The 21849-nt window shown below is 68.2% G+C and carries 20 protein-coding genes, 1 tRNA gene and 1 riboswitch; of the genes, 9 read left to right on the top strand and 12 right to left on the bottom strand.

Translation table 11 applies throughout. The features are described 5' to 3' along the window. The first annotated feature begins 9 nt into the window (after positions 1–9). Positions 10–300 (top strand): HU family DNA-binding protein, encoded by a 291-nt coding sequence (locus tag BUR94_RS16420; RefSeq protein ID WP_074257246.1) that lies wholly within the window; start codon positions 10–12, stop codon positions 298–300. 105 nt (positions 301–405) lie between these two features. Further along, complete coding sequence (locus tag BUR94_RS16415) at positions 406–1284, top strand: DMT family transporter (RefSeq protein ID WP_074257245.1); 879 nt, start codon at positions 406–408, stop codon at positions 1282–1284. 4 nt (positions 1285–1288) lie between these two features. Here BUR94_RS16415 and BUR94_RS16410 read toward each other — a convergent pair whose 3' ends face one another. The 4 genes from BUR94_RS16410 to BUR94_RS16395 form a co-directional block, all read right to left on the bottom strand. After that, positions 1289–1888, bottom strand: a complete 600-nt coding sequence (locus tag BUR94_RS16410) for a glutathione S-transferase family protein (protein ID WP_074257244.1) — start codon at positions 1886–1888, stop codon at positions 1289–1291. 81 nt (positions 1889–1969) lie between these two features. Further along, positions 1970–2959: a hypothetical protein gene (locus BUR94_RS16405; RefSeq protein ID WP_074257243.1), complete on the bottom strand. Its 990-nt coding sequence runs from the start codon at positions 2957–2959 to the stop codon at positions 1970–1972. Positions 2960–3022: 63 nt separating this feature from the next. Further along, complete coding sequence (gene aroC / locus BUR94_RS16400; RefSeq protein WP_074257242.1) at positions 3023–4126, bottom strand: chorismate synthase; 1104 nt, start codon at positions 4124–4126, stop codon at positions 3023–3025. 99 nt (positions 4127–4225) lie between these two features. Then, entirely contained in the window at positions 4226–4975 is a 750-nt protein-coding gene (locus BUR94_RS16395; protein WP_074257241.1) for a hypothetical protein, read from the bottom strand. Between the two features lie 117 nt (positions 4976–5092). Next, a riboswitch (TPP riboswitch) is annotated at positions 5093–5205 on the top strand. A gap of 37 nt (positions 5206–5242) precedes the next feature. Here BUR94_RS16395 and BUR94_RS16390 point away from each other — a divergent pair. The 3 genes from BUR94_RS16390 to thiQ are packed head-to-tail and all read left to right on the top strand — an operon-like array spanning position 5243 to position 8419. Next, positions 5243–6217, top strand: coding sequence for a thiamine ABC transporter substrate-binding protein (locus tag BUR94_RS16390; RefSeq protein ID WP_074257240.1), 975 nt, complete (start codon positions 5243–5245; stop codon positions 6215–6217). Further along, on the top strand, positions 6193–7740 hold the full coding sequence (locus tag BUR94_RS16385; RefSeq protein ID WP_074257239.1) for an ABC transporter permease family protein: 1548 nt from the start codon (positions 6193–6195) through the stop codon (positions 7738–7740). The genes BUR94_RS16390 and BUR94_RS16385 overlap by 25 nt, the downstream gene beginning before the upstream one ends. Further along, positions 7727–8419 (top strand): thiamine ABC transporter ATP-binding protein, encoded by a 693-nt coding sequence (thiQ, locus tag BUR94_RS16380; protein ID WP_074257238.1) that lies wholly within the window; start codon positions 7727–7729, stop codon positions 8417–8419. The genes BUR94_RS16385 and thiQ overlap by 14 nt, the downstream gene beginning before the upstream one ends. Positions 8420–8545: 126 nt before the next feature. Here the strand turns inward: thiQ and BUR94_RS16375 are convergent, their stop codons facing one another. From BUR94_RS16375 to petA, 3 genes are read right to left on the bottom strand one after another with little or no spacing between them, the layout of a single operon-like run. Beyond that, positions 8546–9679 (bottom strand): cytochrome c1, encoded by a 1134-nt coding sequence (locus BUR94_RS16375; protein WP_084193073.1) that lies wholly within the window; start codon positions 9677–9679, stop codon positions 8546–8548. Positions 9680–9693: 14 nt separating this feature from the next. After that, a complete protein-coding gene (petB, locus tag BUR94_RS16370) occupies positions 9694–11016 on the bottom strand; it encodes a cytochrome b (RefSeq protein WP_074257237.1) in 1323 nt (440 codons plus the stop codon). Between the two features lie 15 nt (positions 11017–11031). After that, positions 11032–11592: a ubiquinol-cytochrome c reductase iron-sulfur subunit gene (gene petA / locus BUR94_RS16365; RefSeq protein WP_074257236.1), complete on the bottom strand. Its 561-nt coding sequence runs from the start codon at positions 11590–11592 to the stop codon at positions 11032–11034. 303 nt (positions 11593–11895) lie between these two features. On the opposite strand from petA, the gene BUR94_RS16360 reads away from it, so the two are divergent. Further along, positions 11896–12573 (top strand): outer membrane protein, encoded by a 678-nt coding sequence (locus BUR94_RS16360; RefSeq protein ID WP_074257773.1) that lies wholly within the window; start codon positions 11896–11898, stop codon positions 12571–12573. 42 nt (positions 12574–12615) lie between these two features. Here BUR94_RS16360 and BUR94_RS16355 read toward each other — a convergent pair whose 3' ends face one another. The 4 genes from BUR94_RS16355 to dapF all read right to left on the bottom strand — a co-directional run bounded on the left by BUR94_RS16355 (position 12616) and on the right by dapF (position 16028). Further along, a complete protein-coding gene (locus BUR94_RS16355; RefSeq protein ID WP_074257235.1) occupies positions 12616–13230 on the bottom strand; it encodes a glutathione S-transferase in 615 nt (204 codons plus the stop codon). A 100-nt stretch (positions 13231–13330) separates the two neighbouring features. Then, a complete protein-coding gene (locus BUR94_RS16350; protein WP_074257234.1) occupies positions 13331–13948 on the bottom strand; it encodes an FMN-binding negative transcriptional regulator in 618 nt (205 codons plus the stop codon). A gap of 12 nt (positions 13949–13960) precedes the next feature. Continuing rightward, positions 13961–15217 carry a tRNA (N(6)-L-threonylcarbamoyladenosine(37)-C(2))-methylthiotransferase MtaB gene (gene mtaB / locus BUR94_RS16345; protein WP_074257233.1) on the bottom strand — a complete coding sequence of 419 codons (1257 nt, stop codon included), beginning with the start codon at positions 15215–15217 and terminating at the stop codon, positions 13961–13963. Further along, positions 15210–16028, bottom strand: coding sequence for a diaminopimelate epimerase (gene dapF, locus BUR94_RS16340; RefSeq protein WP_074257232.1), 819 nt, complete (start codon positions 16026–16028; stop codon positions 15210–15212). The genes mtaB and dapF overlap by 8 nt, the downstream gene beginning before the upstream one ends. Before the next feature lie 100 nt (positions 16029–16128). Between dapF and BUR94_RS16335 the strand changes: the two genes are divergently transcribed. The 3 genes from BUR94_RS16335 (at position 16129) to BUR94_RS16325 (ending at position 20362) form a co-directional block, all read left to right on the top strand. Then, positions 16129–16204: transfer RNA gene (locus tag BUR94_RS16335), tRNA-Lys, on the top strand. 154 nt (positions 16205–16358) lie between these two features. Next, a complete protein-coding gene (locus tag BUR94_RS16330; protein WP_074257231.1) occupies positions 16359–18644 on the top strand; it encodes an arginine/lysine/ornithine decarboxylase in 2286 nt (761 codons plus the stop codon). Between the two features lie 101 nt (positions 18645–18745). Then, positions 18746–20362 (top strand): GMC family oxidoreductase, encoded by a 1617-nt coding sequence (locus BUR94_RS16325; RefSeq protein WP_074257230.1) that lies wholly within the window; start codon positions 18746–18748, stop codon positions 20360–20362. Here the strand turns inward: BUR94_RS16325 and pdxR are convergent. Continuing rightward, complete coding sequence (pdxR, locus tag BUR94_RS16320) at positions 20343–21806, bottom strand: MocR-like pyridoxine biosynthesis transcription factor PdxR (RefSeq protein WP_074257229.1); 1464 nt, start codon at positions 21804–21806, stop codon at positions 20343–20345. The genes BUR94_RS16325 and pdxR overlap by 20 nt on opposite strands. Positions 21807–21849 lie beyond the last annotated feature (43 nt).

Here is a 21849-nt window from a genome sequence, read left to right as displayed (position 1 = left end):
GACAGATACATGGCAAGCAAACCGATGACCAAGACCGCCCTGGTTGCCGCGATCGCCGACGAACTCGGCAGCGACAAGAAGTCGGCCGGCGCGGCTCTGGATGCGATCACCGCGATCATCACCAAGGAAGTTTCGGCCGGCGGCGCCGTGACCCTGCCCGGCGTTGGCAAGATCTACTGCCGTGAGCGCCCCGAGCGCATGGTGCGCAACCCCGCCACCGGCGACCAGATCAAGAAAGAGGCCGACAAGGTGGTGAAGATGACCATCGCCAAGGCCCTGAAAGACAGCGTGAACGGCTGAGCCCTTCCGCAAGAGCTGCCAAGGCTTTCAAGGCCGCCCCATCCGGGCGGCCTTTTCATTTGCCTGGCTGCTTGGTAGCCGGTGCGGGAAAGGCAGGGAGCAGGCATGGACATTCGCGCAATCTTCATGGGGCTGACCTTTGCCTTCATCTGGTCGTCGGCCTTTACTTCGGCGCGGATCATCGTGACGGCGGCGCCACCGCTGGCGGTGTCTTCCATCCGGTTCTTCCTGGCGGGCTGCATCGCGCTGCTGATCGCGCGCGCGCTGGGCCAGAGCTTCAACCTCACCCGCAACCAGTGGCGCGCGACGGTGATCTTCGGGATCTGCCAGAATGCGCTCTATCTCGGCCTGAACTTCATTGCGATGCAATGGGTGGAGGCCGGGCTGGCGGCGATCATCGCCTCCTCGATGCCGCTGCTGGTGGGGCTGATCGGCTGGGTGGCGCTGGGCGACCGGTTGCCGCGCATCGGCGTGCTGGGGCTGGTGATGGGGTTCGGCGGCGTATTGCTCATCATGGGCGCGCGGCTGGAGGCGGGCGTGAGCCTGCCCGGCGTGGCGCTCTGCACCGTGGCGGCCCTGGCGTTGGCGGTGGCCACCCTGGCGCTGCGGGGCGCGAGCGGAGACGGCGGCAACCTGATGGTGGTGGTGGGCTACCAGATGCTCATCGGCGCGGCCTGCCTCGTGATCCCTGCGGCATTGTTCGAGACGTGGGAATACACGCCCGGTACCGCGCTGACGCTGGCCTTTCTCTACACCGTCTTCGTGCCGGGCCTGCTGGCAACCTGGATCTGGTTCAAGCTGGTGGGGCGGATCGGGGCGGTGAAGGCCGCCACCTTCCACTTTCTCAACCCGTTCTTCGGGGTGCTGGTGGCCTGGATCTTCCTCGACGAGCACATCGGCCCGCTCGACATCGTCGGCGTGGCGGTGATTGCCGTGGGCATCCTGCTGGTGCAATTGGCCAAGCAGAAGAAGGCAGCGGCCTGAGCCCCTACGGGTTGTCGCGCATGGCCACGGCCTGCACCGCGGGGCGGCCCTTGACGCGCTCGAACCAGGCCTCGATCACCGGCACCTTGGGCAGCCAGTCGCGCTTCCACATGTAGGGCGAGGCCATGATGAGATCGGCGGCAGAAAAGCCGCTTTCGAGCAGATAGTCCCGGTCCGCCAGCGCCGATTCCATCCGCTCGGCCATGGCCGCCATGTCGCGGTAGGTGGTGATCCAGATCGGCGAGTCGCTCACCTCGCAGACCATGCCCATGATCAGCGGCTCCACGACGCCGGCATAATAGGCCAGCCACATCAGAAAGGGCCCCCGGTCGGGGTGTCCCGGCGGGATGGCGGTGGGCGCCTCGGGAAAGAGCTCGGAGAGCAGCGCCAGGATGGCGGCGCGTTCGGTGACGAGCGTTCCGTCCACCTCCAGCGCCGGCACCTTCTTTTCGGGGTGCGGGTTGGCGGCGTCGGGGCCGCCGGAGCCGTCTTGCCGTGGAACAGAGACGATCTTCGTCTCTATTTCACCTGAAAGCCCCATTTCTTCGATGGCGATGGCCACTGTGCCGCTGCGGGAGTTGGGGGCGTGGTAGAAGGTGATCATGGGTGTCTCCTCGTGTTTCTGGAGGCACCATAGCAAACGGCCCCTGACAGGGTTGTGTCAGGAGCCGTGGCAGGGGCGGTGTCAGGGAGCGGGCGCCTCCGGGCGCGCGCCGCCGACACGGCCGCCGGTCGCCCAACTGGCGGCCTTCTGGCCCATCTCCTTGAACTTCTTCGAGGCCCCGTCGAGCTTGGCCGTCCACTCGGGGTTTGGTGTTTGCCCGTCGGTGACCTTGAAGTAGGCCTGGAGCAGGCAGGCGATGGCGAAGGGCTCGATCAGCGCCGCCTTCACCGCCCAGGCGAAGATGATGGCAAAGATGAAGCCGCCCGCCGACCAGCTGCCGGGGATGAGCCAGACCACCAGCGCCGCCGGGGCGAGCATGAGGAGGAAGACCACGAAGGAGAGGATCCAGGAGGCCAGCGCGATCCAGGCAGCGTTCATCAGCATCGGCTTGGCGTTCTGGGCGTAGAGCACCAGCGCATCGCGGCCACCGGACCAGGGATTCTCGGCGCGGGTGCGGATGAGATGGCCGAGGATCACCTCGTCGAGCAGGCCGACGGCGGTTTTGAGGAAGGCGCGGATGAGCTTTACCGCGCCGTCGAGGCCGGGGATGGGCAGAAAGTTGGCGATGCCCTGGATGATGCCCACCACCACCTTGAGCACGCCCTTGACGATCTGATCCAGCGCGAAGAGCGTGTTGGCGGCTCCAAAGCGCTCCTTCACGACGGCCTGCGCATGGGCGATCTGGCTGCGCCCCTCGGGCAGGTCCTTGCCCTCGAGATACTCCACCATCACGGCGATGTGCCCGGCCTTCACCATGTAGAGGATGTATTCGCGCAGAAAGTAGAGCACGGCGGCGGTGGCGCCGAGGCCGATTGCGCCGCCCCAGACGGTACTGGAGGCCTGGAAGTCATCGGTGCCGGCAAGCCCCACCGTCCAGCCGATGCCCGCGCCGGTGCCGGTGACCACCACATAGGCCACGGCGATCCCGAAGTAGACGACCATGCGGAAGAGGATGAAGGGGGCGGTGCGGCGCATCACGGTCATGGATGTGCCAAAGGAAAAGTCGGTCATTCTCAAAGTCCCGGTTGGTTAATGCCGGACAGATTGCATGCTTTGACACAGCCTGTGAAGCCGTCAGCCGATCTTTCCGGGCAGCCCTTCACCCACCTGCCCGCGATGCAGCAGGATGTGATCGAGCAGCACGCAGGCCATCATCGCCTCGCCCACCGGCACCGCGCGGATGCCGACGCAGGGATCGTGGCGGCCCTTGGTGATGATCTCGGTCTCTTCGCCCGACTTGGTGATGGTCTTGCGGGGTTTCAGGATCGAGCTGGTCGGCTTGACGGCAAAGCGCACGACAATGTCCTGCCCGGTGGAAATGCCGCCGAGGATGCCGCCCGCGTGGTTGGAAGAGTAGACCGGCCCGCCCTGGCTCATGGCGATCTCGTCGGCGTTCTGCTCGCCGGTGAGGCGGGCGGCGGCAAAGCCGTCTCCGATCTCCACGCCCTTGACCGCGTTGATGCTCATCATCGCGGCGGCCAGGTCGGTGTCGAGCTTGCCGTAGACCGGGGCACCGAGGCCGGCAGGCGCGCCCGTGGCCACCACCTCGATCACCGCGCCCACGGAGTTGCCGCTCTTGCGCAGGTCGTCGAGATAGCCGGCCCAGTCCGCGGCGGCGCGGGCATCGGGTGTCCAGAAGGGGTTGCGGTCGATCTCGGCCATGTCGTAGCGCGCGGGGTCGGCGGCGCGCTCGCCCATGCTCACCATGAAGCCCTTGATCGAGAGGCCGGGCACCAGCCGGGCCAGCGCGTTGCGCGCCAGCCCGCCGGCGGCCACGCGGGCCGCGGTTTCGCGCGCCGAGGAGCGCCCGCCGCCGCGATAGTCCCTGATGCCGTATTTCTGCCAGTAGGTGATATCGGCGTGGCCGGGGCGGAACTTTTCGGCGATGTCGCCATAATCCTTGGAGCGCTGGTCGGTGTTGCGGATCATCAGCTGCACCGGCGTGCCGGTGGTGACGCCCTCGAAGACGCCCGAGAGGATCTCGACCTCGTCGGCCTCGCGGCGCTGGGTGGTGTACTTGTTCTGCCCCGGCTTGCGCTTGTCGAGCCAGTGCTGGAGCTCCTCGGCCGTGACCGGCACGCCGGGCGGGCAGCCATCGACCGTACAGCCGAGCGCCGGGCCGTGGCTCTCGCCCCAGGTGGTGACGCGGAAGAGGTGGCCGAAGGTGTTGAGGCTCATGGACGGGGCTCCTTTGCGGGCAAGGAGTTACCCAAGCAGGGGCGCGGTGCCAAGGAGAAACGGAACGGCGGGGCCCAGGGAAACCCCGTGGTTACCGCCTCAGGGCATTGGCAAATAATGGGTCACGCCCCGGCGCGAGGAAAAGTCGGGCTTGCGGGGGCCGGCCGGCGCCAGCGGGATGCTGATCCCGACCGAAACCCAGTTCTCGCGCTCGTCCAGAAGGTCGAAGTGGTGCTGGCCGGTGGCGAGGGAGACCGTCATCTCGCGGTCCCCGATCACGGTGACGGGAGCCTCGACGCCGAAGGCGAGGCGGTAGTAGTCCTCGTCCCCGGCACTCAGGTTCACCGTGTCCTTCATCAGCTCGGCATAGCCGGAGAGGGCGCCCGCGCCGTCGTAGCTGACGCGCAGGCCCTTGTTGGTGGCATAGCCCTCCTCGCCCAGGACGCCGCCCCAGGTTTCACCGAACCACAGTTCGCCGCCCCAGCCCGAGGGAGAGCGGACGGCGGCCTCGACGCCGAGGGCGGTGGCCATTCTGCCCTCGCTCTGGCTGCCCAGCCAGACATAGGGGCCCACGGCCACCCAGCCGGCGGGGCGGGCGGTGAGGTGGAGCAGCGCGCCTGCGGTCCTAAGGTCCCTCGAGTCGGCCTCGGCGGATGACAGGGTCAGGTCCACCCCGAGTTCGGCCCAGCCGAGGGGATAGACCGCCCGGGTTTCGGCCAGGATGCCGAAATAGTCGCCCGCCGGGTGCCCGCCGCCGTCCAGCGTCAGACCGACCGAGCGAAAGCCGCCTGCCTCCTGAGCGAGGGCGGGAAGGGGGAGCAGCAGGGCTAGAGCGATGGCGCGAAGCATGGGGCCTCCTTTGGATTGCCGAATATCCTAGGAGCGGCCGGCTGAAAGGAAAGGCCCGCGATGCTGCGGCGCGGCATGTGTGACCTGCTTGCCAAGGCCGCGCGCCGCTCTATGCTGCGCCTCACCTCGGGGTGCCCCTGAATTGGGGGCTGAGATGCGGCTTGATGCGCCGCGAACCCGTTGAACCTGAACCGGCTAGAACCGGCGGAGGGAAGGTTTCGAGTCTCCTCGATTGCCCGCTCCGCCCGCATGCAATGGAGGATACCCATGAAGACCCCCCTCATCGCCGCGGGACTTGCCCTTGTCGCGCAGGTGGCAACGGCAGAAACCCTGACGGTCTATGCGCCCGACTACTTTGCCAGCGAGTGGGGCCCCGGCCCCGCGATCAAGACGGCCTGGGAGGCCGAATGTGGCTGCGCGCTGGAGTTCGTCACCGGCGACGTGCTGCCGCGCATCCTGCTGGAGGGCGAGCGCACCGAGGCAGACGTGGCCATCGGCCTGAGCCAGGACGAGATCGCGCGGGCCGCCGAGAGTGGCCTCTTTGCGCCGCACGGGCAGGATGTTTCGTCTCTGACCATGCCCGTTTCGTGGACGGACGACACCTTTCTGCCCTTCGACTGGAGCCACCTCGCCTTCATCTACGACGCGCGCACCGCGACCCCGCCCGAGAGCTTCGAGGCGCTGCTGGCGCTGCCCGACGACACCCGCATCGTGATCCAGGACCCGCGCGCCTCGGCGGCGGGGCTGGCGCTGGTGATGTGGGTCGAGGCACTCTACGGCGACAAGGCCGGCGAGGCCTGGGCCCGGCTCGCTCCGAAGATCCTGACGGTGACAAAGGGCTGGAGCGAGGCCTACGGGCTCTTCACCGAGGGCGAGGCCGACATGGTGCTGAGTTTCACCACCTCGCCCGCCTATCACATCATGGCCGAGAGCGACGAGAGCAAGAAGGCGGCAATCTTCGAGGAGGGAAACTACCTTTACGTCGAGCTGGCCGCGCGGCTTGCCGGGACCGATCAGCCGGAACTGGCGCAAGGGTTCATGGATTTCATCCTGAGCGAAGGCTTCCAGCAGGCGATCCCGGAGGGCAACTGGAGCTTTCCGGCCAGGCTGGCCGAGGAGAAGCTGCCGCAGGTGTTTCGTGATCTGCCGGTGCCGGACAAGGTCATCTACGTCGAGGCCGGAAAGGCCGAGGCCCTGAAGGCCGATGCGATCGAGACGTGGCGACAGGGCCTGAGCCAGTAACCCGCGCCCTCGCGGGCCTGGCGGCGGCGCTCATCGTGGCGCTGACGCTGGGCACGCTTGCGGCGGTGGCCTGGCGGGCCGAAGGCCTTGCGGGCGTCGGCCCGGCGGCGCGGGATGCGCTGTGGTTCACGGTCTGGCAGGCGGTGGTTTCGGCCACGGTGAGCGTGGTCCTGGCAATCCCGGTGGCCCGCGCGCTGGCGCGGCGGCGGTTTGCCGGGCGCGGCCTTGTCATCACCCTCATGGGTGCGCCCTTCATCCTGCCGACCATCGTGGCGGTGCTGGGGCTGGTCGCCGTGTTCGGGCGCTCGGGCGTGGTGAACGGCACGCTGGGCGCCCTCGGACTGCCCGAGGTGAGCCTCTTCGGCGCCCATGGCGTGATCCTTGCGCATGTGTTCTTCAACCTGCCCCTGGCGGTGCGCCTGATCCTTCAGGGCTGGCTCTCGATCCCGGCAGAGCGGTTTCGGCTGGCGGCCTCGCTCGGCATGGGATCGGGCGCGATCCAGCGCAGCCTCGAATGGCCGATGCTGCGCGGCGTGGTGCCGGGCGCGTGGCTGCTGATCTTCGCGCTCTGCCTGACCAGCTTCGCGGTGGCACTGGCGCTGGGCGGAGGCCCCGGTGCGACAACGGTCGAGCTGGCGATCTACCAGGCCTTCCGGTTCGACTTCGATCTCGGCGCGGCCTCGGTGCTGGGGCTGGTCCAGTTTGCGCTCGCGGGCGTGGCGGCGGCGCTGGCCTGGGGGCTGGCGCGGCCTGCGGTGTTTGCGGGCGGCCTCGGCGGCGTGGTGCGCCGCTGGGACGGCGGCTGCTGGCTCAGGGTGCAGGACGGGCTGTGCGTGTCGCTGGCCGGGCTGTTCCTGCTCGCGCCGCTCTCTGCGGTGGCGCTGCGGGGCATGGGCGGGCTCGTGGAGATGCCCGGTGCGGTCTGGGCGGCTGCGGCGCGGTCGGTGGCGGTGGCGCTGGCCTCGGCGGCGCTTTGCCTCGCTCTGGCGCTGCCGATGGCCCTGGCGGCGCGGCGCGGGCTCTGGGTGCAGCTCCTGGGCGTGCTGCCCATCGCGGCCTCGCCACTGGTGATCGGCACGGGGCTCTTCATCCTCAGCTACCGCTGGGTGCGGCCCGACGAGATTGCCCTGGTGGTGACGGCACTGGTGAACGCGGTGCTGGCGCTGCCCTTCGCGCTGGCGGCCCTCGTGCCCGCCGCGCGCGAGATGCGGGCGGGCAAGGGGCGGCTGGCGGAGAGCCTGGGGATGCGCGGCTGGGCGCGGTTCCGGCTGGTGACGCTGCCCACGCTGCGGCGGCCCATCGGCTTTGCGCTCGGGCTGGCGGCGGCGCTCTCGATGGGAGACCTCGGGGTGATCACGCTCTTCGCCGATGGCGACACGGCCACGCTGCCCTTGCAGCTCTACCGCCTGATGGCCTCCTACCGGCTCGATCAGGCGGCAGGCGCGGCCCTCCTTCTGCTCGCGCTCTCGCTGGCACTGTTCTGGATCTTCGACCGGGGAGGGCGGGCCGATGCTGGCGCTTGATGGCGTTCGCCTGACGCAGGGCACGTTCGCGCTGGCGGCGGACTGGGCGGTGGAGCCGGGTGCACGGCTGGCGGTGATCGGGCCCTCGGGCGCGGGCAAGTCGACCCTGTTGATGGGGATTGCCGGGTTCATCGACCCGGCGGAGGGACGGATCACCTGGGAGGGGCGCGACATCACCGGACTGGCGCCGGGAGCACGGCCGGTGAGCGTGCTGTTTCAGGAAGAAAACCTCTTCGGGCACCTCAGCGTGGCGCGCAACGTGGGGCTCGGGCTGCGGCCCGACCTGCGGCTCGACGCGGGAGACAAGGCGCGCGTGGAGGCGGCGCTGGCGCGCGTGGGGCTGCCCGGCATGGGCATGCGGCTGCCGGGCGAGCTGAGCGGCGGGCAGCGGAGCCGCGTGGCGCTGGCGCGGGTGCTCCTGCGGCAGCGGCCGGTGCTGCTGCTGGATGAGCCCTTCGCGGCGCTCGGACCGGCGCTGAAACGCGAGATGCTGGCGCTGGTGGGCGAGATCGCCGATGAATCGGGCGCGACGGTGCTGATGGTCACCCATGACCCGCAGGATGCGCGAGCCTTCGCGGGGCAGACCGTGGTGGTGGCGGAGGGTCGCGCAGCGGCGCCGGTGGCCACCGGACCGCTGCTTGACGATCCGCCTGACGGGCTGCGGGACTATCTCGGGTAGCTCTTCGCGGCCCCCGGCCTCTCACCGCAGCTGCGAAGACGCCTCAACGGGCGGATGAGCCATCCCTGGAAACGAAAAAGGCGCGAACCGTGGTCCGCGCCTTTCGTCACTTTGGTTCGCCGAGACTCAGGCCTTGGCGTTGAGCTTCTTGGCCTTCGCCTTGTGCGGGGCCCAGAGGCGCTTGTTGGTCAGGTAGAGCAGCACCGAGAGGAACACGAGGAAGCCGACGATCAGGAAGCCGGTCTCCTTGCGCTGCATCATCTTGGGCTCGGCGGTCCACATCAGGAAGGCGGCGATGTCCATCGCCTCGTGATGCAGGTCGTTGCTGTGGCCGTCGTCATACTCGACATCGCCACCGGCCAGCGGCGGGGCCATCGAGATCCAGCCGCCGGGGAAGGCGGTGTTCTCGTAGAAGACTGCGCCGTATTCTTCCTTCTCCTTGCCGGTGTAGCCGGTCATCAGCGAAGCGATGTACTCGGCGCCGCCCATGCCCTTGAAGAGCTGGGCCATGCCGGTGCCATAGGGGCCGTGGAAGCCGGCGCGGGCCTTGGCCATCAGGCTGAGGTCGGGCGCGTTGGCGGTCATGTTGGCCGGGAAGTTGTCGGACGGCAGGGGCGCGCGGAACTCGCCGGCCTCCGCGTCGTAGAACTGGCGGTTGTTGTCTTCGTCGAGCACGGCGAACTCGGAGGCATAGGCGCGAACCTGGTCCTCGGAGTAGCCAAGGCCACCCTCTTCGGCCATCGAGCGGAACGACACGTAGCGCAGGCCGTGACAGGCCGAGCAGATCTCGGTGTAGATCTTGAGGCCACGCTGGAGCTGGTTCTGGTCGTATTTGCCGAAGGGACCTTCGAAGGAGAAGGCGTAGTCCTCGGTGTGACCTGCAGCGTGAGCGCCGGCGTCGTGGCCGTCGTCCGCGCCATGGGCGTCGGCCGCACCTTCGGCGTGCTCTTCTTCAACGGCAGCCTCTTCGGCTGCGGCTTCCTCGGCGGGTGCCTCTTCGGGTGCGGCTTCCTCCGCGGCCTCCTCGGCCGGTGCTTCCTCGGGGGCTGCCTCCTCGGCAGGAGCCTCTTCCGCAGGCGCCTCCTCGGTGGTGGCTTCCTCGGCAGGGGCCTCCTCGGCCGGGGCGGCCTCGGGCGCGGTCTCTGCCGGGGTTTCGGTTTCTACAGCCTGGGGCTGCTCTTCCTCGGTCGCTGCCTCCTGGGCGGCGAGGGGAAGGGCGGCGAGGCTGGCTGCCGCGAGGGCGATGGCGAACTTGCGCATTGGGTCTCTCCTCCTCATTCCGCCGGCGTGTGAGCGCCGCCGTAATGGGCGTTGAAGTCGTCTTCGATGGTCGCGGGCCGCGGCAGCGGCTTTTCGATCACCCCGAGCAGCGGCAGGATCACCAGGAAATAGGCGAACCAGTAGGCCGACGCGATCAGCGAGAAGCTGGAGTAGGGCTCTTCGGCGGGCATGGCGCCCAGCCACATCAGCACCACGAAGTCGATCACCAGCAGCAGGAACCACCACTTGAACATCGGGCGGTAGCGGCCGGAGCGGACAGACGAGGTGTCGAGCCAGGGCGCCAGGGCCATCACCGCGATCGCGCCGAACATCGCCAGCACGCCGAAGAACTTGGCGTCGATGATGCCGAAGCTGATCCAGTTGGCGAACATCACCACCCAGACGTCGGAGGTGAAGGCGCGCAGGATCGCGTAGAACGGCAGGAAGTACCATTCGGGCACGATGTGTGCCGGCGTCGAGAGCGGGTTGGCCTCGATGTAGTTGTCGGGGTGACCCAGGTAGTTGGGCATGAAGGCCACGACGGCAAAGAACACCGCGAGGATCACCGCGAGCGCGAAGAGATCCTTGATCACGAAGTAGGGCCAGAACGGCAGCGTGTCCTTCTCGGCCTCTTCCTTCGTCGCGGTCCGCACGGCGACCCCGGTGGGGTTGTTGTTGCCGGTGGTGTGGAAGGCCCAGATGTGGACCGCCACCAGCGCCGCGATGACCATCGGCAGCAGGTAGTGCAGCGAGAAGAAGCGGTTGAGCGTGGCGTTGTCCACGGCCGGTCCGCCAAGCAGCCAGGTCTGGATGTCGGGGCCGATGAAGGGGATCGCGCCGAACAGGCCGGTGATCACCGTGGCGCCCCAGAACGACATCTGGCCCCAGGGCAGGACGTAGCCCATGAAGGCGGTGCCCATCATGGCGAGGTAGATCAGCATGCCGACGATCCAGGTGACCTCGCGCGGCGCCTTGTAGGAGCCGTAGAACAGGCCACGGAAAATGTGGATGTAGACCGCAAAGAAGAACAGCGAGGCGCCGTTCATGTGGGTGTAGCGGATGAAGTAGCCGCCGTTCACGTTGCGCATGATGTGCTCGATCGAGGCGAAGGCCTTATCGACGTGGGGCGTGTAATGCATCACGAGCACCACGCCGGTGGCGATCATCAGCACGAGGCAGAAGGTGAGGACGATGCCCCAGATCCACCACCAGTTCAGGTTCTTGGGGGTGGGGATCATCAGGGTGTCGTAGGCCAGCCCGACGATGGGCAGGCGGGAGTGGAGCCATTTCTCGAAGCCCGTCTTGGGCTCGTAATGGTCGTGCGGGATGCCAGACATGTTCGCGCGTCTCCCTTAACCGAGCTGGATTGTAGTTTCGTCGACGAAGGACGCGACCGGAACCGGCAGGTTCTCCGGGGCCGGGCCTTTGCGGATGCGGCCGGACGTGTCGTAGTGCGAGCCGTGGCAGGGGCAGAACCAGCCGCCGAACTCGCCGGCGCCGTCGCCGAGCGGCACGCAGCCGAGGTGGGTGCAGACACCCATCATCACCAGCCACTCGCCGCTCTCGTCGAGCGAGCGGTTCTCGTCGGTCGCGGGCAGGCCGGGCTTGTTGGCGTTGCGGTCCACCGGATCGACCAGGTCGGCGACGGCGACCGCGCGGGCCTCGTCGATCTCTTCCTGGGTGCGGCGGCGAATGAACACCGGCTTGCCGAGCCATTTGACGGTCAGCTGGGTGCCTTGCTCGACCCCCGAGATGTCAACGCGAATCGAGCTGAGCGCCCGCACGTCGGCCGAGGGGTTCATCTGGTTGACCAGGCCCCAACCGGCACCGCCGGCGGCCACGGCACTCGCCCCGGCAGTAGCATAATAGATGAAATCCCGGCGTGTACCTTCGGGCTCGTGAGTGTCCGACACGGGTTGTTCTCCTTCTCACCGGCCCGGCGCGTGGCGGGCCAAGACGCGGCATGACAAAGCCGTGAAGCCCTGCCATTTCGCGCGGTTATTAGCTGGCCCTACCGCGCCAGTCCAGCGGACAATCCCGCGCAGTTGCGGCCAAGTGACGCAAAAATCGCGCGACTGCCGAAAAAATGGCACAGAGCGGCCGCCGCGCAGGCTGCGACGCCGCCAACTGCTGTAAATCGCGCCGTCCCGTGCTAGGTGGGCCGGAACACACCAAGGACCCTCACCCAGGACCCCGAAGCGATGCTTTCCATGCCGATGCCCTCTTTCTCCCGTTTCGCCGCCGCGCTGGGCCTTGCCCTCGCCGCCCTGCTGCCTGCCGCCCGCCCCGCCGTGGCCGAGGTGACGCTGAGTTTCTACACCGGATACCAGACCTCGCCGCACAGCCGGTTCGAGGGCAACGACGGCACCACCGACTTCTCCTTCCTCTCCGAATGGGAGGGCCGAAGCTTCGAGATGCCGCCCTACTACGGCGTGCGGGCGATGGTGTGGCGCAACGAGAACTGGGGCTGGGGCGCCGAATTCACCCATGCCAAGGTCTATGCCTCCGACGAGACTCTGGCCGACAACGGGCTGGAAACGCTGGAGATGTCGGACGGGATCAACATCCTGACCGCCAACCTGATGTATCGCTGGCCCGGCCAGTGGGCTGGTGGCAGGATTACCCCCTACGTGGGCGGCGGCCTCGGCGTGGCGATTCCGCATATCGAGTTTCAGGATGACTCCGGCGGGCCGGAAACCTTCGAATACCAGATCACCGGACCGGCGGCGCGCTGGATCCTCGGCGCCAGCTACGCGATCAACGACACCTGGTCGGTGTTCGGCGAGCTGAACGGCACCTACTCGTCCAACAAGGGCGACCTCGAAGGGGGCGGCGAGTGGGAAAGCGACATCATCACCAACGCGATCAACGTGGGCCTGACCTACAGCTTCTGACGCGCCGGGGTGGTTGCGGCCCGGCTCCGGCCGGGCTCGACCTCAGGCCTCGGGCGGACGGGTCGCCTGCATCGAGGGGCGCTCGCTGAAGCGGGCGTACCACTCGGCGAGCGCATCGTTGCCGCTGCGCCAGTCACGATGCGGGTGGCGGAAGTCGGCGTAGCCGAGGCCGCAGGCCAGCGCGATCTGGGCCGCGTCCAGCGGGCCGGACAGGTGGCTCATCCAGCGCGAATTCGCCTGTGCGGCGGCCCGGTGGGCCTTGCTCCATTGCGCCTCGACGATCTCGGCGCTCTGCTTCTCGGGCGGACGCAGCCGGGCTTCGTAGGTCATGGCGAGGATCGCCTCTGTGAACCCGTGGGCGAGGGCCTCGAGCGTCAGCACCTCCCAGAGACGGCTCTCGGGATAGAGGCTTCCGCCGGATTGAGAATCCAGAAAACGGCAGATCACCCGGCTGTCGAACATCGCCGGGCCATCGGGCCGCTCCAGCGTGGGGATCTTGCCGAGCGGGTTTTGCGCCACCGGCATGGTGCCGGGGTCCAGCGGGGTGCCCACGGCTTCGACGCAGTCGATCTCGTCGGCGAGACCGGCCTCATGCGCCACCACCATGACCATGCGGACAAAGGGCGAGGCGGGGCTGTGGTGAAGGATATAAGGCATTGCGGGCAACCGGCTGTGGTATCGGACGAGTCACGTTGACGGAAGAATCCGCGACTGGCAAGCGAACCGTGGTGAAATTGGGCCTGCGGGCGCGGCCAGCCTACTCGGCGCCGAGCATAAGGGCGGCCAGCAGGGCCACCTCCTGCCCGATGCCATAGCCCTTGACCTGCCGCGCCGCCGCCTGGCGGTTTTCGGCGGGCTTGTTCTGCGACAGCTTCCAGGTGCTCTCGACCTTTTCCACGGTGAAGCGGAAGGGCACGATCATGCGCATCAGCCGCGCAAGAGTGTCGGGCGGCATCTTGTCGGCGGTCCAGGGGGCCTTGGGCAGCAGGCGTTGCTCGAAAGTCTCGGAGAGCGTGTCGAGCACGCCCCTCAGCGCGTCGTCGGGCATCGGGTGGAGCGTGCCGTCGAGCTGGACGGCGACGTAGTTCCAGGTCGGCACCTGGTGGTCCATCTCGTACCAGTCCGGCGAGATGTAGCTGTCGGGGCCCATGACCGAGAGCCGGGCGGGCAGCGGCGCCGTGCAGGCGCGGGCGAGCGGGTTGGAGCGCATCAGGTGCAGCGTGGCCTCGCCGGTGGCCTCATCGAGCGCAAAGGGAACGTGGGCCGTGAGCGGGAGGGCCTCGCCGTTGGCGCACAGCGTGCCGAAGCCGCGCTCGGCGGCAAAGGCGAGGCTCTGGGCGGTGGGGGCGTCGCGGTAGATCGGGTTGGGGTGCATCTGCGTCTCGGATCAGGCGGCGGTGAGGTGGGCGCCGCTGGTGCCGGTAATGGTGGTGGTGACGAGGGCACCCTCGGGCTGGTGGGAGGCAAAGTGCACCTCGGCGAACTGCTCGGTGCGGCCCATGCGGGGGCTCTCGGTGAGCACGGTCAGGCTGCGGCCCTGCTGCGCGGCGAGGTGGCGCGCCACGGCGGCCTCTCCGGCGGCGCGCAGGCGGGCGGCGCGGGCCTTTATCGCGGGGCCGGGCACGGCGGGCATCCTGGCCGCCGGGGTGCCGGGGCGGGGCGAGTAGGGAAAGACGTGAAGCCAGGTGAGCCGGCAATCTTCCACCAGCTTCAGCGAATCCTCGAAATGGGCCTCTGTCTCGGTCGGGAAGCCCGCGATGATATCGGCGCCGAAGGTCATCTCGGGGCGCAGCTTCAGCGCCTCTTCGGTGAAGCGGATGGCATCATCGCGCAGGTGGCGGCGCTTCATCCGCTTCAGGATCAGGTCGGCGCCGTGCTGCAGCGAGAGGTGCAGGTGGGGCATCAGCCGGGGCTCGGTGGCGATGGCCTGCATGAGGTTGTCGTCCACCTCGATCGAATCGATCGAGGAAATGCGCAGGCGCGGCAGGTCTGGCACCAGCTTGAGGATGCGCATGACCAGGTCGCCGAGGCGCGGCTGCGCGGGCAGGTCGGCGCCCCAGGAGGTGAGATCGACCCCGGTGAGCACCACCTCGTTGAAGCCCTTGTCCACCAGCCGCTTGATCTGCTCGACGACGACGCCCGCAGGCACGGAGCGCGAGTTGCCCCGGCCGAAGGGGATGATGCAGAAGGTGCAGCGGTGGTCGCAGCCGTTTTGCACCTGCACATAGGCGCGGTGGCGGCCGAAGCCGTCGATCAGGTGGCCGGCGGTCTCGGTGACCGACATGATGTCATTCACCTGGACCCGCTCGGTCTCGCCGATGAAATCGGGGGCGAGGCTGGCCCAGGTTTGGGGCTGCATCTTCTCGGTGTTGCCGATCACATGGTCGACCTCGGGCATCTCGGCAAAACTCTCGGGCGCGGTCTGGGCGGCGCAGCCGGTGACGATGAGCTTGGCGCCCGGGTTGTCGCGCCGCAGCTTGCGGATGTCCTGCCGGGCCTTGCGCACGGCCTCGGCGGTGACGGCGCAGGTGTTCACGATCACCGCGCCCTGGAGGCCCGCGCTCTCGGCCAGCTCGCGCATCGCCTCGGTCTCGTAGGCGTTGAGGCGGCAGCCGTGGGTGGAGAAGATCGGGGCTTCAGCCATGCCAGGTGCCGGTGAAGACATGGGCGGTCGGCCCGGTCATCCAGACGCCATCCTCGCGCCAGTCGACGAGAATGGGGCCGCCGTCGAGCTCGATGGTGACCTTGCGCCCGGTCAGGCCGCGCCGGTGGGCGGCAGTGGCCACGGCGCAGGAGGAGGAGCCGGAGGCCAAGGTGATGCCGGTGCCGCGCTCCCACACCCGCATCCGCAGGTGGTCCGGCCCGATGAGGTGGGCGAACTGCACGTTGGTGCGCTCGGGGAAGAGCGGGTCGTGCTCGGTGGCGGGGCCAAGGGTGGCCAGGTCGATGGCCTCGGCATCCTCGACGAAGAAGGTGCAATGCGGGTTGCCCATGGAGGTGCCCACCGGGTCGCCCTCGAGCGGCAGGTGCAGCGTGTCGGCCTCGCGGGCGAGCGGGATCTCCTGCCAGCCGGTCAGGGGGGCGCCCATGTTGACGGAGGTGAGGCCCTCGCCCGCATCGACGCAGGGCAGGGCGCCGCGGTCGGTGAGCAGGGTGAGGCCCTGGGTGCCGCTCTCCTCCATCAGGTAGCGGGCGATGCAGCGGGTGGCGTTGCCGCAGGCCGCCGAAAGCGAGCCATCGGCGTTGTAGAAGGTGAGCCGTGCATCGGCATTGCCCGCCGCCTCGATCACGGCGAGCTGGTCGAAGCCCACGCCCCGGTGCCGGTCGGCGATGCGGGTGGCCAGCTCCGGAGTCACGGCAACCCCGCCCTCGCGGTGGTCGAGCACCACGAAGTCATTGCCAAGCCCGTGCATTTTCATGAACGGCAGGCCGTTGGGGGGCGTTTGTCGCAGCATGGGCGGGCATATACAGCGCGTCTGGTGAGCTTTCCAGTCCGGGGTGAAAGATTCCCGCTTGACCCCCCTTGGGGGATTCCCTAGAGAGCGGGCCTCAAGTGGGCCGTTAGCTCAGTTGGTAGAGCAACTGACTTTTAATCAGTGGGTCGCAGGTTCGAATCCTGCACGGCTCACCACTGAAACTCCAGAACATCGGGATGCACCGGGCAGGCGGGTGGCGATTGGCCGCTCCGCGCGGGCCCCGGCGCATCACGTTTGACCGCAGGCGCTTGACTGTGCGAGGCGCGGTCGAAACAAGGGGGGCCAGTGCGACCTCGAGGGCAGACCACCATGCGATTCCGCTTTCCCATTGTCATCATTGACGAAGATTTCCGCTCGGAGAACACCTCGGGGCTGGGGATCCGCGCGCTGGCCCAGGCCATCGAGGCCGAGGGCTTCGAGGTGCTGGGGGTGACCAGCTACGGCGACCTGTCGCAGTTCGCCCAGCAGCAAAGCCGGGCCTCGGCCTTCGTGCTCTCGATCGACGACGAGGAGTTCAGCCCCGGGCCGGACCTCGACCCCGCGGTGCTGAACCTGCGCAACTTCATCGAGGAGGTGCGCTGGAAGAACGCCGACGTGCCGATCTACGTCTACGGCGAAACCAAGACCTCGCGGCACCTGCCCAACGACATCCTGCGCGAGCTGCACGGCTTCATCCACATGTTCGAGGATACGCCCGAGTTCGTGGCCAAGCATGTGATCCGCGAGGCCCGCAGCTACCTCGAGTATATCCAGCCGCCGTTCTTCAAGGCGCTGCTCGACTATGCAGAGGACGGCTCCTACTCCTGGCACTGCCCCGGCCATTCCGGCGGCGTGGCCTTTCTGAAATCGCCGATCGGGCAGATGTATCACCAGTTCTACGGCGAGAACATGCTGCGCGCCGATGTCTGCAACTCGGTGGAGGAGCTGGGCCAGTTGCTCGATCACAACGGCGCCATCGGCGAGTCGGAGAAGAACGCGGCGCGGATCTTCAACGCCGATCACTGCTTCTTCGTGACCAACGGCACCTCGACCTCCAACAAGATGGTCTGGCACCACACGGTTGCGCCGGGCGACGTGGTGGTGGTGGACCGCAACTGCCACAAGTCGATCCTGCATTCGATCATCATGACCGGGGCGATCCCGGTCTTCCTGAAGCCCACGCGCAACCACTGGGGCATCATCGGGCCGATCCAGAAGTCGGAGTTCGAGCCGGAGGCGATCAAGGCCAAGATCCGGGCCAACCCGCTGCTGGCCGATTACGACGCCGACGAGGTGAAGCCGCGGATCATGACGCTGACCCAGTCCACCTACGACGGGGTGCTCTACAACACCGAAGTGGTGAAGGGCCTGCTGGACGGCTATGTCGACAACCTGCACTTCGACGAGGCCTGGCTGCCCCATGCCGCCTTTCACCCGTTCTACGGCACCTACCACGCGATGGGAAAGAAGCGGGACCGCACCCGCCACTCCGTGACCTATTCGACCCAGTCGGTGCACAAGCTGCTCGCGGGCATCAGCCAGGCCAGCCACGTGCTGGTGCAGGACGCTGAGGATACCAAGCTCGACAGGCATCTCTTCAACGAGAGCTACCTGATGCACACCTCGACCTCGCCGCAGTATTCGATCATCGCCTCCTGCGACGTGGCGGCGGCAATGATGGAGCCGCCGGGCGGCACCGCGCTGGTGGAGGAGAGCCTCGAGGAGGCGCTCGATTTCCGCCGCGCGATGCGCAAGGTCGACGAGGAATACGGCAACGACTGGTGGTTCCAGGTCTGGGGCCCCGAGGAGCTGGCCGAGGAGGGCATCGGCCGGGCGCGCAGTTGGGAGCTGAAGAAGACCGACAGCGAGGGTGTCGAAAGCTCGGGCGAGGATGCGTGGCACGGCTTCGGCGACATGGCCCGCGACTTCAACATGCTCGACCCGATCAAGGCCACCATCATCACGCCGGGCCTCAACATCGACGGCTTCTTCGCCGACACCGGCATCCCCGCGTCGATCGTGTCGAAATATCTCGCCGAGCACGGCGTGGTGGTCGAGAAGACCGGACTCTACTCCTTCTTCATCATGTTCACCATCGGCATCACCAAGGGACGGTGGAACACGCTTCTGGCCGCGCTCCAGCAGTTCAAGGACGATTACGACCGCAACCAGCCGCTGTGGCGGGTCATGCCCGAGTTCTGCGCCGCCCAGCCGCGCTACGAGAAGATGGGGCTGAACGACCTCAGCCAGCACGTCCACGCGCTCTATGCCAAGTACGACGTGGCGCGGCTCTCGACCGAGATCTACCTCTCCGGGCATCACCCGGCGATGACGCCGACCGAGGCCTTCTCGCATATCGCGCGCCGCAAGACCGAACGGGTGGCGATCGACGACCTCGAGGGGCGGATCACGACCAGCCTCGTCACCCCCTATCCGCCCGGTATTCCGCTGCTGATCCCCGGCGAGGTGTTCAACGACAGCATCGTGAAGTTCCTCCAGTTCAACCGCGCCTTCTCGCGCGAGTGCCCCGGCTTCGAGAACGATATTCACGGGCTGGTGGCCGAGAAGGGCGAGGACGGGCTGACGCATTACTTTGCCGATTGCGTGGCCGAGTAGCGCGGCGCCGATTGGACTGCCGGATTGCGCGGAATGGCCCCGTGACGGCAGACCGGTGGGGCGCTAGGGTCGCGGGCTGAGAGGCCCGGAGGGATGACCAGGTGGAAACGATCGACTGTGACGTGGTGGTGGCGGGCGCGGGCTCGTCGGGCTGCGTGGTGGCGGCACGGCTGGCCGAGCGCGCTGGCCTGCGGGTCTGCGTGCTGGAGGCCGGCGGGCGCGACCTGAGCCCTTGGGTGCGCATGCCCATCGGCTACGGCGGCGCCTTCTATCACCCGCGCCTGAACTGGCGCTATTACACCGAGCCCGAAGAGGGCCTGGGCGGGCGCAAGGCCTATTGGCCCCGCGGCAAGGTGATCGGCGGGTCGAGCTCGATCAACGCGATGGTCTTCATCCGGGGGCAGGCCGAGGACTACGACCGCTGGGCGGCCGCGGGCTGCGACGGCTGGGGCTACGAGGATGTGCTGCCCTACTTCAAGCGGCTCGAGGACAACGTGGCAGGCGCCGACGCCTGGCGTGCCACTGGCGGCCCGATCGGAGTCAAGGAAACCTCCGCCGAGCTGCACCCGCTCTCGCACAGCTTTGTCACCGCGGCACAGGCGGCCGGCCATGCGGTGAACCCCGATTTCAACGGGGCGACGCAGGAGGGCGTGGGGTTTTACCAGATCACCACGCGCGGCGGCTTCCGCTGCTCGGCGGCGGCGGGCTACCTGCGACCGGCGCTGCGCCGGCGGGCGCTGCGGCTGGAGACCGGCGCCCACGTGACCCGGCTCACCTTCGACGGGCGGCGGTGCACCGGGGTGGAGTTCACCCGCGGAGACTCGCGCTACCGGGTGCGGGCAACGCGGCAGGTGGTGCTCTCGGCGGGCGCCATCGGCTCGCCGCAGATCCTCCAGCTGTCGGGGTTCGGCGACCCGGAGAGGCTGAGTTCGCTTGGAATAGAGACTGTTCACGCCTCTCCCATGGTGGGGCAGAACCTTCAGGACCACATCGGTTTCGAGCTTGTCTACGAGGCCACGGTGCCCACGCTGAACGCCACGCTGGGGCGCTGGGGGGGCCGGATGGGGGCCGGTCTCCACTACGTCATGACCCGAAGCGGGCCGCTCTCGCTCAGCGTCAACCAGGCGGGCGGGTTCATCCGCTCCGACGCCGGGCGCGACAGGCCCAACCTGCAACTCTACTTCTCGCCGATGAGCTACACCAAGGCGGTGCCGGGCAAGCGGCGGCTCATGAAGCCCGATGCCTTTGAAGGGTTCATGATCGGCATTTCCAACTGCCACCCCAAGAGCCGGGGCGAGCTGCACATCGGCTCCGCCGACCCGGCAGAGGCCCCGCTGATCCGGCCCAACTACTTCAGCGCGCCCGAAGACATGGACGAGATGCTGGCCTCCATCCCGATCATGCGGCAGATCGCGGCGCAGGCGCCCCTGGCCGGGATCACCCGGGCCGAGCTGAAGCCGGGCCCCGCGGTGACCGAGCGCGAGGCGCTGACAGAGTACGTTCGGGCCGGAACGGGCTCGATCTTCCACCCCTGCGGCACCTGCGCGATGGGGCCGGAGGAGAGCGCTGTGGTTACTCCCGACCTGCGCCTGCGCGGGATCGAGGGGCTGACCGTGGCCGATGCCTCGGTGATTCCGCAGATCACCTCGGGCAACCTGAACGCGCCGGCGCTGATGATCGGCGAAAAGGCCAGCGACCTCATCGCGGCCCGGCTCTGAGCGCACGGGCGAGGCGCTCGACCCCGCGCTGCAGCTCGATGCGCGGCACGGCCGAGAAGCCGAGGGTCAGCCCCTGCCGGGCAATCGGCGCCAGCGCGAAGCGGGAGAGGGGCGTGGTGGCCAGGGCTTCGGCCCGGGCGGCCTCGGCGGCGGCCTTCTCGCAGCTCCGCTCGGGAAAGAGGCCCACGGTGTGAAAGCCGGTCTCGGTGGGCTGCACGGCGAGCAGGCCCGCCAGATGCCTCTCGGCCGCCTCCATCAGCGCATCGCGGCGGTCGCGGTAAAGGTCTCTCATCCGGCGGATATGGGCCGAAAACCGGCCCTCCTCGATGAAGCTCGCCACCACCGCCTGCACCGAGTGCGACACGCCGTGCGCGGCGGCCTCCAGGGTGCGGGTAAACACCTCCGTCAGGCCGGGCGGGACAACGGCATAGCCCAGCCGGATCGCCGGAAACAGCGCCTTGGAGAAGGTGCCGACATAGATCACCCGGCCCCCGGCATCGAGTGCCTTCAGCGGTGGCAGCGGCGCGCGGCCGTAGTGGAACTCGCCCACGTAGTCATCCTCGATCACCCAGGCCCCGGCACGCTCGGCCTCCTCGAGCAGCTCGAACCGGCGGTCGCGCGACATGGGCATGCCCAGCGGGTGCTGGTGCGCGGGCGTGGTGAAGGCGGCCCGAAACTGCGGCTCGGCGGCGCGGCCCGCGGCCACGTCGAGCCCCTGGGCGTCGACCGGCACCGGCACCAGCCGCGCGCCCCGGGCCAGAAAGGCGTTGCGGGCACCGATGGCGCCGGGGTTCTCGATCCAGACAGGATCTCCCGGCTCCAGCAGGATCTGGGCGATCTGCAGGAAGGCATCCTGCGCCCCGGCAAAGACGAACACCTCACCGGGCGCGCAGGTCAGGCCCCGGTTGGCGCGGAGGTGGCGACAGATGGCCTCGCGCAGCGCGGGCAGGCCGGCGGCCTCGGGGTAGCTCATGATGCTGGCGCGGGGGCTGCGCCAGTATTTCGCCTGCATCCGCGCCCATTGCGCCATCGGGAAGGCATCGAAGGCGGGCATGCCGGTAACGAAGGGCCGCGGGCTCCTCGGGTGCTCGAGCCGGGGGAAGAACTGCGCCGAATGCCCCCCCGCCACGCGGGGCAGACTCTGCGGCTGGGGCGTGGCCGGGGCGTGCGGGCGAACCTCCTGCGACACATAGGTGCCCGCGCCCACGTGGCTGGTGACCATGCCCTCGGAGGCCAACTGCTCGTAGACGGTGACGGCGGTGGTGCGACTCACCCCGTGATCGCGGGCCAGAACGCGGGTTGCCGGCAGCCGCGTGCCGGGCGCCAGCTCACCCGAGAGGATCATGTCGCGCAGGCGGGTGGCGAGCTGCATCGAGAGAGAGGCCGCATCGGACCGGTCCACGGCGAGGCCGGGAATGAGCACGCCGCCTGCGTATTTTGTCATCACGGCTCCATAATGGTCTGCCAGCCAGTGAAGAGTGGACCTT

The sequence above is a fragment of the Vannielia litorea genome, assembly GCF_900142295.1.
GTDB lineage: Bacteria > Pseudomonadota > Alphaproteobacteria > Rhodobacterales > Rhodobacteraceae > Vannielia > Vannielia litorea.
This window is presented reverse-complemented; position numbering and strand designations above follow the sequence as displayed.